The sequence below is a fragment of the Burkholderia sp. 3C genome (assembly GCF_054589155.1).
This window is the reverse complement of sequence record NZ_BAAILN010000017.1, coordinates 1-11,217: the sequence shown is the minus strand read 5'-3', so window position 1 is coordinate 11,217 and position 11,217 is coordinate 1. Positions and strand designations below refer to the sequence as shown.

At 66.1% G+C, this 11,217-nt stretch carries 14 protein-coding genes; 3 read left to right on the top strand and 11 right to left on the bottom strand.

Features of this window, described 5'->3' with window-relative positions; translation table 11 throughout:
* Positions 1–696, bottom strand: a 696-nt coding sequence (locus tag ACYP33_RS02660) for an SURF1 family protein (protein WP_459619549.1), incomplete at its 3' end; no start/stop codon positions are given.
* Positions 697–783: 87 nt separating this feature from the next.
* Between ACYP33_RS02660 and ACYP33_RS02655 the strand changes: the two genes are divergently transcribed.
* Positions 784–993 carry a twin transmembrane helix small protein gene (locus ACYP33_RS02655; protein WP_206129766.1) on the top strand — a complete coding sequence of 70 codons (210 nt, stop codon included), beginning with the start codon at positions 784–786 and terminating at the stop codon, positions 991–993.
* Between the two features lie 24 nt (positions 994–1,017).
* On the opposite strand, the gene ACYP33_RS02650 is transcribed toward ACYP33_RS02655, so the two are convergent.
* The 8 genes from ACYP33_RS02650 to ACYP33_RS02615 form a co-directional block, all read right to left on the bottom strand.
* Entirely contained in the window at positions 1,018–1,878 is an 861-nt protein-coding gene (locus ACYP33_RS02650; RefSeq protein ID WP_414443150.1) for a cytochrome c oxidase subunit 3, read from the bottom strand.
* A gap of 85 nt (positions 1,879–1,963) precedes the next feature.
* Complete coding sequence (locus ACYP33_RS02645; RefSeq protein ID WP_414450944.1) at positions 1,964–2,152, bottom strand: DUF2970 domain-containing protein; 189 nt, start codon at positions 2,150–2,152, stop codon at positions 1,964–1,966.
* A gap of 44 nt (positions 2,153–2,196) precedes the next feature.
* On the bottom strand, positions 2,197–2,778 hold the full coding sequence (locus ACYP33_RS02640) for a cytochrome c oxidase assembly protein (RefSeq protein WP_414443152.1): 582 nt from the start codon (positions 2,776–2,778) through the stop codon (positions 2,197–2,199).
* Positions 2,779–2,814: 36 nt separating this feature from the next.
* Complete coding sequence (locus ACYP33_RS02635; protein WP_414445665.1) at positions 2,815–2,955, bottom strand: cytochrome oxidase small assembly protein; 141 nt, start codon at positions 2,953–2,955, stop codon at positions 2,815–2,817.
* A 57-nt stretch (positions 2,956–3,012) separates the two neighbouring features.
* Positions 3,013–4,620: a cytochrome c oxidase subunit I gene (gene ctaD, locus ACYP33_RS02630; RefSeq protein WP_414443153.1), complete on the bottom strand. Its 1,608-nt coding sequence runs from the start codon at positions 4,618–4,620 to the stop codon at positions 3,013–3,015.
* Positions 4,621–4,674: 54 nt separating this feature from the next.
* On the bottom strand, positions 4,675–6,300 hold the full coding sequence (coxB, locus tag ACYP33_RS02625; protein ID WP_459619546.1) for a cytochrome c oxidase subunit II: 1,626 nt from the start codon (positions 6,298–6,300) through the stop codon (positions 4,675–4,677).
* Between the two features lie 45 nt (positions 6,301–6,345).
* Entirely contained in the window at positions 6,346–6,822 is a 477-nt protein-coding gene (locus tag ACYP33_RS02620; protein WP_414443155.1) for a DUF2244 domain-containing protein, read from the bottom strand.
* 235 nt (positions 6,823–7,057) lie between these two features.
* Complete coding sequence (locus tag ACYP33_RS02615; protein ID WP_459619543.1) at positions 7,058–8,020, bottom strand: methyltransferase domain-containing protein; 963 nt, start codon at positions 8,018–8,020, stop codon at positions 7,058–7,060.
* Positions 8,021–8,102: 82 nt separating this feature from the next.
* Here ACYP33_RS02615 and ACYP33_RS02610 point away from each other — a divergent pair, with 82 nt between their 5' ends.
* Together ACYP33_RS02610 and trmL are read left to right on the top strand one after the other, a co-directional pair.
* The gene (locus ACYP33_RS02610; protein ID WP_414450940.1) at positions 8,103–8,900 is read left to right on the top strand and encodes a ComF family protein; all 798 of its coding nucleotides are present in this window, start codon (positions 8,103–8,105) and stop codon (positions 8,898–8,900) included.
* Between the two features lie 82 nt (positions 8,901–8,982).
* Positions 8,983–9,453, top strand: a complete 471-nt coding sequence (gene trmL, locus ACYP33_RS02605) for a tRNA (uridine(34)/cytosine(34)/5-carboxymethylaminomethyluridine(34)-2'-O)-methyltransferase TrmL (RefSeq protein WP_206129623.1) — start codon at positions 8,983–8,985, stop codon at positions 9,451–9,453.
* Positions 9,454–9,490: 37 nt separating this feature from the next.
* Here trmL and ACYP33_RS02600 read toward each other — a convergent pair whose 3' ends face one another.
* Together ACYP33_RS02600 and ACYP33_RS02595 are read right to left on the bottom strand one after the other, a co-directional pair.
* The gene (locus ACYP33_RS02600) at positions 9,491–10,012 is read right to left on the bottom strand and encodes an O-acetyl-ADP-ribose deacetylase (RefSeq protein WP_414443158.1); all 522 of its coding nucleotides are present in this window, start codon (positions 10,010–10,012) and stop codon (positions 9,491–9,493) included.
* A gap of 278 nt (positions 10,013–10,290) precedes the next feature.
* Positions 10,291–11,217: NAD(P)H-dependent glycerol-3-phosphate dehydrogenase (locus ACYP33_RS02595; protein WP_459619540.1), on the bottom strand; the 927-nt coding region annotated here is incomplete at its 5' end.

Here is an 11,217-nt window from a genome sequence, read left to right as displayed (position 1 = left end):
CTTGCGGGCCGCACGCCGCGCGGCATACAGGCCCGCCACGGCGGCAGCCGCCGCCATCGCCCACCACTGCACCATGTAGCCGTAGTTGCGGCCGACATCCTGCGTCGGCTGCGGCCAGTCGCGCACCAGGCCGTCGTCGCCGTGGCTGGTCTGCTGGATCACGTAAGGCAGCAAGGGCAGCCCCGTCTCGCGCGCGAACTCGGCCACGTCGAGGTTCTGCCGGATCGGCTGATGCGCGGCCGAGCCGCCGCTGCCGAGCTCGAACGCGCGCGACGCGTCGGCGCGCGCGATGCCCTCGATCGTCACCTCGCCCGGCGGTGTCGCGAACGGCGCGATCGTCGTGCGTTCGGCCAGATTGCGCGGCAACCAGCCACGGTTGACGAGCACGTAGGCGCCGTCGGCAAGCCGCATCGGCATCACCACATAGAAGCCGGGCTGATCGCGGTACGCGCGATTGTCGAGAAACACGGCGTCGGCCGCAATCAGGCGCCCGGTCGCACGCACGCGATGAAACTCCACCGCCTGCAGCGTCACCGGCGCAGCGCCCGCGACGAACGGCGCCGCATGTTCATAACGCGTCACGTTCGCTTCCAGCGCTTCCTTCTGATGCGCACGATCGCGTTGCCAGAAGCCGAGCCGCACGGTCAGCGCAATCACCGCGAGAATCAGCAGCGCGGGCAGCCAATGCAGCTTCATCTTCGGACTCCAGAACATTCGCATCCGCTGGAGCGAAGTGCGATAATCGTCCGGTCGTCGACGAACCGCCGGTCAACGGTAAGTGCCATGCACATCCTCGTTCCCATCGCGTTTGCGCTGATCCTCGCAAGCCTCGCGTCAGCCCTCTATTTCATGATGCACGACCGTGGCCACACCAAGCGCATGGTCTGGTCGCTCGCCACGCGCGTCGGGCTGTCGATCTCGCTGTTCCTGTTCATCCTGTTCGCTAACTGGATGGGCTGGATTCACTCGACCGGCATCCCGATGGGCCGCTGAAGCCGGCCCGCCCACGCCTCGCGCTTACGACAGCCAGTACACCACCACGTACAGGCCGAGCCACACCACGTCCACGAAGTGCCAGTACCACGCCGCGCCTTCGAACGCGAAGTGGTGATCGGCCGTGAAGTGCCCGCGCAGCATCCGCACCAGCACCACCGTCAGCATCGTGCCGCCGAGGAACACGTGGAAGCCGTGGAAGCCCGTCAGCAGGAAGAACGTCGAACCGTAAACCCCCGAGGCCAGCGTCAGATTCAGCTCGTGGTACGCATGAAAATATTCGAAGCCCTGCAGAAACAGGAACGAGACGCCGAGCACGATGGTGGCAGCCAGCCAGGCGATCGCCTTGCGGCGGTGATCCTCGCGCAGCGCGTGGTGCGACACCGTCAGCGTCGCGCCCGAGGTCAGCAGCAGCGCGGTATTGATGGTCGGCACCGGCCACGGCCCCATGGTGCGGAAGTGCCCGGCCAGCGCGGCCGGCCCCTCGTTCGGCCATACCGCGCTGAAGTCCGGCCAGATCAGCCGGTAATCGAGGCTGCCGAGCTGATGCATCGCGATCTCGCGCGCATAGAACAGCGCGCCGAAGAACGCGCCGAAGAACATCACCTCGGAGAAGATGAACCAGCTCATGCTCCAGCGGTACGACTTGTCGACGCGCTGGCCGTACATGCCGCCTTCCGATTCGGAGATCGCATCGCCGAACCAGTGATAGAGCACGAACAGCACCCACAGCAGGCCGAGCACCACCGTGATCGGCGCCCATCCGTGGCCGTTGATCCAGAGCGCCAGCGAACCGAGCATGACGAGCAGGCCGAGCGCCGCGCTGATCGGATATTGCGACGGATGCGGCACGAAATAGTAAGGGCTTTCGTTATGAGCGCTCATGCTTGATTCTCCACTTCAGTCCAGTTGAGTCCGGATCACCCGGACCGCCGCGCGAGCGCAACGCCTCGCGCCGTTGTTCCTGCCGCTACCCCACCACCGCCCGCACGATCAGCAACAACACGCCGATGAACAGCGCCGCCGCGACCAGTGCGACCAGCAGCACATGCAGCGGATTCAGCGATTGCGCGTCCGCCTCCAGATCGCTGCGCTTGCGCACGCCGAAGAACGACCACAACACCGCCTTGAACGTCTTGCCGATCGAGCCTTGTGCCATGACCTCTCCCGCCTGCATTGCATTCGCCGTGCAGCCCTGCCGCGTCACGCGCCCGGGCTGGCCTGCACGGCCGCCACCGGCGCCGGCTTGTTCAGTTCGAAAAACGTGTAAGACAACGTGATGGTTTTCACATCCTTCGGCAGCGCCTTGTCGATCACGAACACCACCGGCATCTTGCGCGACTCGTTGGCCTTCAGCGTCTGCTGCGTGAAGCAGAAGCACTCGATCTTCTTGAAGTACTCGGTCGCCTGCTTCGGCGCGTAGCTCGGGATCGCCTGCGCGACGACCGGCCGGTCCTGCCCGTTGGTGACTTCGTACACCACCGTCATCACCTCGCCCGGATGCACGTCGAGGCTGCGCTGCTCGGGCCGGAAGCCGAGCGGCCCGCGCGCGTTCGCATCGAGTTCGACCGACACCGTGCGACTCAGGTCGACCTGCGTGTTGCGCGCCTCGCGCGCGCTGACATCGCGCTGCACGAGATTGTTGATGCCGGTCGCCTGACAGATCGCGCGATAGATCGGCACCAGCGCAAAGCCGAAACCGAACATCAGCGCCGCCACGATCACGAGCTTGATCAGCATCGTGCGGTTGAACAGGCTGTCGGCCTCGGCGATCGATTTCGACATGGTGAGGAATCCTCTCTGTCTGGGCCGGCGTCTACATCATGAGGTCGAAGCGATCCACTGATTGGCGACGGCGGCAATGAAGAATACGGCGACCACGGCAAGCAAAATCAGGCCGAGGCGCTTGTTGCCCGCGCGGATCTGCGCGGGTGTGCGTGCTTGTGAAGAGTGGCGGGTCATCGGCTCGGGCGGGTGGTGGGCGCCGCCGCCCGGGCCGGGCGACCAGCGCATGGTGCGTCAGTCGACCGTCGGCGGGTGCTCGAAGGTATGGAACGGTGCCGGGCTCGGGACCGTCCATTCCAGGCCGGTCGCCCCATCCCACGGCTTGTCGCCGGCTCGCTCCAGCTCGCCCCCGCCGCGATAGGCGGGCAGCACCACCGCGAACAGGAAGTACACCTGGGCAAGGCCGAAGCCGAACGCGCCGATCGTCGCCACCTGGTTGAAGTCGGTGAACTGCGCCGGGTAATCTGCGTAGCGGCGCGGCATGCCGGCCAGGCCGACGAAATGCATCGGGAAGAACGTGACGTTGAAGAAGATCATCGTCGCCCAGAAGTGGATCTTGCCGCGCATCTCGTTGTACATCCAGCCGGTCCATTTTGGCGACCAGTAGTACCAGCCCGAGAACAGCGCGAACAGCGAGCCGGCCACCAGCACGTAGTGGAAATGCGCCACCACGAAATAGGTGCCGTGATACTGGATGTCGAGCGGCGCCATCGCGAGCATCAGGCCCGTCAGGCCGCCGAACGTGAACACGAACAGGAAGCCGATCGAGAACAGCATGGGGGTCTCGAAGCTCAGCGAGCCGCGCCACATCGTGGCGACCCAGTTGAACACCTTCACGCCGGTCGGCACCGCGATCAGCATGGTCGCGTACATGAAGAACAACTGGCCCGTGACCGGCATGCCGGTGGCGAACATGTGGTGCGCCCACACCATGAACGAGAGAATCGCGATCGAGGAGGTGGCGTACACCATCGAGCTGTAGCCGAACAGCGGCTTGCGCGAGAACGCCGGGATCACCTGGGAGACGATCCCGAACGCCGGCAGGATCATGATGTAGACCTCGGGATGCCCGAAGAACCAGAAGATGTGCTGGTACATCACCGGGTCGCCGCCGCCGGCCGCGTTGAAGAACGAGGTGCCGAAATGGCGGTCGAACAGCACCATCGTGATCGCACCCGCCAGCACCGGCATCACGGCGATCAGCAGGTAGGCCGTGATCAGCCAGGTCCACGCGAACATCGGCATCTTCATCAGCGTCATGCCCGGCGCGCGCATGTTGAGGATGGTCACGACGATGTTGATGCCGCCCATGATCGACGAGGCGCCCATCAGGTGCACCGCGAAGATGGCGAAATCCATGCCCGGCCCCATCTGCGTCGACAGCGGCGCATAGAGCGTCCAGCCGGCTGCCGTGGCGCCGCCCGGCGCGAAGAACGAACCGACCAGCAGCACCGCCGCCACCGGCAGCAGCCAGAAGCTGAAGTTGTTCATGCGCGCGAAGGCCATGTCCGACGCACCGATCTGCAGCGGGATCATCCAGTTCGCGAAGCCGACGAACGCCGGCATGATCGCGCCGAACACCATGATCAGGCCGTGCATGGTGGTGAGCTGGTTGAAGAATTCGGGGCGCATGATCTGCAGGCCCGGCTCGAACAGCTCGGCGCGAATGCCGAGCGCCATCACGCCGCCCGACAGGAACATCACGAACGAGAACAGCAGATACAGCGTGCCGATGTCCTTGTGATTCGTTGCGAACAGCCAGCGGCGCCAGCCATGCGGCAGCGCGTGCGCATGCTCGTCGTGCGCGTGGTCTGCGGGTACGTCGTGTCCAATGCTAGACATGGATGTCTCCTAATTCGTATTCCGATGCCGTCGGTCAGGACGACGAACGGTGGCTCAGGCGGCCGGTGCGATCTGTACCCGTCGCGCTTGTCTGGCGTCGGCGCCACCCGTGATCGCTTGCGGCTTTTGCAGCACGATGCGGCCCTCGGCCACGCCCGCGGCCTTGAGGGCGTCGCGCACGGCTTGTGCGCGGCGCTTGGCGAGATCGGCATTGGCAGCCGCCGACCCCGTCTTGTCCGTGTAACCCGACAACGTGAGCTTCGCATCGGCATGCGCGCTCGCATATTGCGCCGCCGCATCGATCACGGCCCGGGCGTCGCCCGGCAGGTCGCTCTTGCCGGTGTCGAAATAGATCGCGGCGGGCAGCGCGGCGGTTTGCGCCGCATCCGCCGCACCGGCATCCGACGCGCCCGTTGCCGCCGCAGCCTGCGCCGATGCTTCGGATGCCGATGCATTCGCGGCCGGCGCGTTGCCGGCGGCCGGTGCCGCGCCGCCTTCGGGCATCTTGCCGTTGCGCGCGTCGGTCACCTGCTTCGGCTGCAGCGCGTCGCCCATGTGGTTGCCCCAGGCATTGCGTTCGTAGGTGATCACCGAGGCCAGATCGACATCGGACAGCGACGCCCAGCTCGGCATCGCGCCCTTGCCGTGCAGCACGATGTCGAGGTGCACGGCGATCGGGCCGGTGGCGATCTTGCTGCCGTCGATGGCCGGGAACGCACCGAGGCCCTTGCCGTTCGGCTGGTGGCAGGCCGCGCAATTGGCCTTGTAGACGTCCTCACCGTGCGCCATCAGCTCGGCGCTGGTCCAGACCTTGTTCGGATCGAGCGTCGCGGCAGCGGCCTTGGCCTTTTCGTCCTTGACCCATTTGTCGTAATCGTCCGCCGACACGACCTTCACGACCACCGGCATGTAGGCGTGTTCCTTGCCGCACAGCTCGGTGCAGGAGCCGCGATAGGTGCCGATCTTGTCGGCCTTGAACCAGGCGTCGCGCACGAAGCCCGGGATCGCGTCCTGCTTGACGCCGAACGCCGGCACGGACCATGAATGGACCACGTCGTTGGCCGTGGTGATGATGCGGATCTTTTTGTCGACGGGCACCACGAGCGGGTTGTCGACTTCCTGCAGATAGGTATCGCTGATCGGCTGCTGGCCGTTCACTTCGCTGCGCGGGGTGGTCAGCGTCGACACGAAGCTGATGCCCTCGCCCGGCCCCTTCACGTAGTCGTAGCCCCACTTCCACTGATAGCCCGTGACCTTGACGGTCAGATCGGCGTTGGTGGTGTCCTTCATGGCGACCACGGCCTTGGTGGCCGGCAGCGCCATCAGCACGACGATCACGAACGGCACGATCGTCCAGATGATTTCGACGGTGGTGCTTTCATGGAAATTCGCGGCCTTGTGGCCGCGCGATTTGCGGTGTGCGAAAACCGAATAGAACATCACGCCGAACACGCCGACGAAGATCACCGTGCAAAGGATCAGCATCATGGTGTGCAGGTCGTACAGTTCCTGCGCGATCTTCGTGACGGGGGGCTGGAGGTTGATCTCGTTGACGCGCGGCCCACCGGGGCTGTCGCCGACGGCCAGGGCAGCGCCGGACGCGAGTAACCCGCCTACCGCCAGCAAACCAATGAGGGCGCGATTGATTGTTTTCATGATTTCCTTACCCAAAATTGTCATTCCTACCCTCCCCCCACCCGCCCACGATGCCGGCGGCCGCCCTGATCAGCCGCATCGCCTCAACGACGCATGCAACTCACGAGCGAACTGGGCTCGCCGATATTGAGCGAGGTACTGCCCGACCACGACGCTCTGCCCGCGCGACACGACCCTGACCGGATCGCGCGGCGACGCCCCCGGTTCGACCCGCACCCAGCACGGGTTGAACTCGAAGCGCGTCAGTTGCTCGGCGCTCATCCGCTCGATCAGCAGACGATGCGGAAACAACCTGATGCGTTCGTAATCGACTGCGTGGCGCGCATAGATGGCGAATGCCGCGCCGACCGCCAACAACTCCGCGCCGGTGAATGGCAGCACGAGCCAGGCGCCGCGCCACCACAACAGCACGGCGATCGCGAGCGAGAACACGGCCAGCGACACGTAACACGCCACGAACTGGCGCGGCGAAACCGAACAATTGCGCTTGATGAGCCAATCCATCAAAACTGTTTCGGTGTCCGAGATACCTGTCGTTCCACTCATCGCTGCCTCTCGCGATCGGCATCGAAGCTGGCCCGAAACGGGCCTGCAGCCCTGTATTGCGGGGCGTTTACAGAATGGCAAACTGACGCATTATAGGCGTGAAAAACCGCATCTACAAGCAAGCCCCCGGCGCCTCCAAACCCATGCTGGACAAGCGTTTCAAGCATTTTAGGAGGCTTTTCGGCGTCGTTTTCGAGCGCTAATTTCCGGCATAACGAAACCCCTCTTTACCGCATTAAATATTCTTGCGAGGGCCGCGTCCGATATCTTCCAGACGCACGATTCCATGACCTTCCGCGGTCATGCGCGGCGTGGCTTTCCAGGCGTGTCCGTAGATCACTTCAAAGCTCAAGGCGATGGTGCCGTCGTCGCGCCGACGCGCTTCGAGCGCATCGACCAACGCACGATAGGTGCGTGCCGGCAGGCGTTCGCCCGCGCCGCGCGCGAACGGATAGGCGCCCCAGCGCCGCACGTCGGCCAACAGCGAGGCGGCCGACTTGTAGGTGATCGTCAACGCTTCCTGATCCATCACGGGAATCTCGAAACCGCTTTCGACGAGCATGTCGCCGAGATCGTGCATGTCGACGAAGTCGATCACGTGTGGGCGCGGCGCGCAATCGGTAACGGCCTCAGCATCGGCATAAGCGGCACGCAATTCGCGCAGCGTATCGGGGCCGAGCGTGCTGAACATCAGCAGGCCACCCACGCGCAGCACGCGCTGCCATTCGGGAAACACGAGGTCCGGGCGCGAGTGCCAGTGCAACGCGAGATTCGACCAGACGAAATCGAACGCACTGCCCGCGAACGGCAACGCCGCGAAATCGGCCTGCGCGAGACGCGGCCCGCGCTGGCCGAGCGCCTTCGACAGCGAGGCCGGCAGGAACCGCCGCCAGCTCGTATCGGCCGATTCCTGCGAGGCCGCACGCGCGAGCATCGCCGTGGATAGATCGACGCCATAGACAGGTGCCTCGGGAAACCGCGCGCGCAGCAGCGGCAGATCGTTGCCGACGCCGCAGCCCGCATCGAGCACGCCCGATGGATTCACCTTGATGTAGTCGAGACGTTCGCCCATGCGTTGGGCAATTTCTCGTGGCAGGAATGCAACCGCGTCGAAGGCGGCGGCACGGCGATCGAAGATCCGCTGCAGATGCCGGGGATCATTGGCCGGACGGCCGGAGGGTGCGGAAACGGAGGACATGTCGGGCAAACTGGCGAAGTGCGCGAAGTATACTCGCTAGCCTCGCGTGCTTCAGTGCGAGCGGCCCGCGTGGAGAAACCCGATGAACATCACCGCCGTATTGCGCCGCAGCATGTCGGCCGGGCTCGCTGGGGCGCTGCGCATGGCTTGCCGACGCGCGATTGCCGTTGCGCTGCCGAATCTGTGTGCGTTGTGCGGCAATTCGTCACGCAACGTGCTGTGTGAAGCCTGCGACGCGGCGTACTGGAACGAGTCGCGCCTGCGCTGTACCCAATGCGCGCTGCCGCTTGCTGCGCGACAACCGCATCGGCAACGCGCGCCGGCCGGGCATCGCACCGATTACCGTTGCGACCGCTGCCGCACCGCACCACCGCCGTTCGATGCAACGCTCGCGCTGGCAGACTATCGCGCGCCGCTCGATACGCTGGTGCTCGATCTGAAGTTCCGCGCGCGGCTCGCCGTCGGTACGCTGTTCGGCGAGCGGCTCGCGCGCATGGCCGCCGATGCGCCGGCCGGCGATCCGCGGCCCGACGTGATCGTGCCCGCGCCGCTGTCGCGGCAACGGCTCGTCGAGCGCGGCTACAACCAGGCCTGGGCGATCGCACAGCCGCTCGCACGCACCCTCGGCGTGCCAGCCGATGCGCGACTCGTGGCGCGCGCCGTGCACACCGCGCCGCAATCGCGGCTCGACGAAGCAGCGCGGCGCGCCAACGTCGCGCGCGCGTTCGTCGTTGCGGGCGAGGTGCGCGGGCTGCATGTAGGCGTCGTCGACGACGTCATGACATCGGGCGCCACGCTCGACGCGCTGGCCGCAAGGCTGAAGGCAGCGGGCGCGCGGCGCGTGACGAACTACGTCGCGCTGCGCACCGCGAAGGATTAGCGGGGCCGAAGCGGCTTGGGCAAGCGCCGGCCTCGCGCTGCAGAACCCCATCGCATCACGCATCAACGAACTGGAAACGAACATGTTCAACGTCGTACTCGTCGAACCCGAAATCCCGCCGAACACCGGCAACGTGATCCGCCTGTGCGCGAATACCGGCGCGCGGCTGCATCTGATCGAGCCGCTCGGCTTCCCGCTCGACGACGCGAAGCTGCGTCGCGCCGGGCTCGATTATCACGAATACGCGCAGATGAACGTGCATCGCGACTGGGACGCGTTCCTCGACAAGGAAACGCCCGACCCGGCGCGCCTGTTCGCATTCACCACGCGCGGCTCGGGCCGCTTCCACGATCACGCGTTCACGCCCGGCGACTGGTTCGTGTTCGGTGCGGAAACGCGCGGCCTCAGCGAGGCGCTGCTGGCGCGCTTTCCGAACGAGCAACGCGTGCGTCTGCCGATGCGGCCCGGCAATCGCAGCCTCAATCTGTCGAATACGGTGGCGGTGGTGGTGTTCGAAGCGTGGCGCCAGGCCGGCTTCGAAGGCGGCGAGTAATTCGCTTGCCTCACGCGTTCACTTCACGCGCTTGCCGTCAGAGCCGCGCCAGTTCGGCGTTGTAGTGGTCGAGCATGTCGTCGCTGAAGCAGGCGAACACGATGCGCGTGAAGCCCGCGCCGGGCAGCATCGACACCACCGTGCTGACAGCGATCGCCGTGGCCACCTCGGGCGGAAACCGGTACGCGCCGCAACTGATCGCCGGGAAGGCCAGCGACGCGCAGCCGGCCGCGGCCGCCACTTCGAGCGAGCGCCGGTAGCACGCGGCAAGCTGCTCGGCCTCGCCCGACATCCCGCCGTGCCACACCGGCCCGACTGCATGGATCACATGCCGCGCCGGCAGCCGGTAGCCATGCGTGAGCTTCGCGTCACCCGTCGCGCAGCCGCCCAGCGTCTGGCATTCGGCCAGCAGTTCGGGGCCGGCCGCGCGATGGATCGCGCCGTCCACGCCGCTGCCGCCGAGCAGCGATTCGTTCGCCGCGTTGACGATCGCGTCGACCGTCAGCGTGGTGATGTCGACGACACGCGCTTCGATGCGCGTCGAACCGATCGTGAGCATGCAAGCCTCCCATCGGGGGCAATCTCGATAAGGCAAGCGTAGGCGCGATGACGGCGCGGCGCCAGAAACCGAACCGTTTGTTGCGCTTTACGCAGGCGGCAACATGGCAGTTCCGGCCGGAGCACAGCAGCGCATTGCCCGACATTCAACGCCGATCGGCGTTCAATCAGGAAAATTGACGGAGATTCATCGGATATCTCCCATCCGATGATGGCAACCGGCCGGGCCTCGTTCAAACCCGTTCCAGCGTGCAGGGCGGCGCTTGCGGCCGCCTGAATTCACTCGGCCTTGGCGTCGCGGCGCAGCAGCCCGCTGACGGCATCGCGCGCGGCGACACCCTCGAACAGCACGCTGCAGACCGCTTCGGTGATCGGCATGTCGATCGACTGCGCGCGCGCCAGCGCCAGCACCGCGCGGGCGCAGCGCACGCCTTCGGCCACATGGCCGAGCGCGGCGAGGATCTCGTCGAGCGACAAGCCGGCCGCCAGTTGCAGGCCGACCTTGCGATTGCGCGACAGATCGCCGGTGGCGGTCAGGATCAGGTCGCCCAGGCCGGTCAGGCCCGTGAACGTTTCGGCACGGCCGCCGAGCGCCACGCCGAGCCGCGACATCTCGGCCAGCCCGCGCGTGATCAGTGCGGCGCGCGCGTTCAGGCCCAACCCGAGCCCGTCGGCGATGCCGGTGGCGATCGCCAGCACGTTCTTGACCGCGCCCCCCACTTCGACGCCGACCACGTCGTCGCCGGTATAGATGCGCATCGCGCCGTGATGGAACGCTTCGAGCGTGCGATCGCGGCACGCCGCCGAACTGCTGGCGACCGTCAACGCAACCGGCAGGCCCTGCGCCACCTCGCGCGCGAAGCTCGGCCCCGACAGCACGCCGTGGCTCGCATGCCCCGGCAGCGCTTCGGCGATCATCTGGTGCGGCATCAATTCCGTTTCGGCTTCGAAGCCCTTGCAGACCCAGATCACGTGCGCCGGCACACGCGGCGCGGCGCGCATCGCGGCGCACAGTGCGCGCAGCCCGGCCACGGGCGCACCAATCACGCAGAGCGCGTCGTCGGCGGCCGCATGATCGAGCGCGATCGCGAGATCGGGCTCGCAGCGCAGCGCGGCCGGCAACGGCACGCCGGGCAGGTAGCGGGAATTTTCATGATGGGCGGCCAGCCCCGAGAGGAGCGCGCGATCGCGCGCCCACAACAGCGT

Bases quoted from the DNA above. Each gene is read 5' to 3' on its own strand.
- ACYP33_RS02645 (WP_414450944.1), bottom strand. From the start codon at position 2,152: ATGGCACAAGGCTCGATCGGCAAGACGTTCAAGGCGGTGTTGTGGTCG.
- ACYP33_RS02655 (WP_206129766.1), top strand. From the start codon at position 784: ATGCACATCCTCGTTCCCATCGCGTTTGCGCTGATCCTCGCAAGCCTC.
- ACYP33_RS02615 (WP_459619543.1), bottom strand. From the start codon at position 8,020: ATGTCCTCCGTTTCCGCACCCTCCGGCCGTCCGGCCAATGATCCCCGG.
- ACYP33_RS02635 (WP_414445665.1), bottom strand. From the start codon at position 2,955: ATGACCCGCCACTCTTCACAAGCACGCACACCCGCGCAGATCCGCGCG.
- ACYP33_RS02600 (WP_414443158.1), bottom strand. From the start codon at position 10,012: ATGCTCACGATCGGTTCGACGCGCATCGAAGCGCGTGTCGTCGACATC.
- ACYP33_RS02650 (WP_414443150.1), bottom strand. From the start codon at position 1,878: ATGAGCGCTCATAACGAAAGCCCTTACTATTTCGTGCCGCATCCGTCG.
- trmL (WP_206129623.1), top strand. From the start codon at position 8,983: ATGTTCAACGTCGTACTCGTCGAACCCGAAATCCCGCCGAACACCGGC.
- ctaD (WP_414443153.1), bottom strand. From the start codon at position 4,620: ATGTCTAGCATTGGACACGACGTACCCGCAGACCACGCGCACGACGAG.
- ACYP33_RS02610 (WP_414450940.1), top strand. From the start codon at position 8,103: ATGAACATCACCGCCGTATTGCGCCGCAGCATGTCGGCCGGGCTCGCT.
- ACYP33_RS02620 (WP_414443155.1), bottom strand. From the start codon at position 6,822: ATGAGTGGAACGACAGGTATCTCGGACACCGAAACAGTTTTGATGGAT.
- ACYP33_RS02640 (WP_414443152.1), bottom strand. From the start codon at position 2,778: ATGTCGAAATCGATCGCCGAGGCCGACAGCCTGTTCAACCGCACGATG.
- coxB (WP_459619546.1), bottom strand. From the start codon at position 6,300: ATGACAATTTTGGGTAAGGAAATCATGAAAACAATCAATCGCGCCCTC.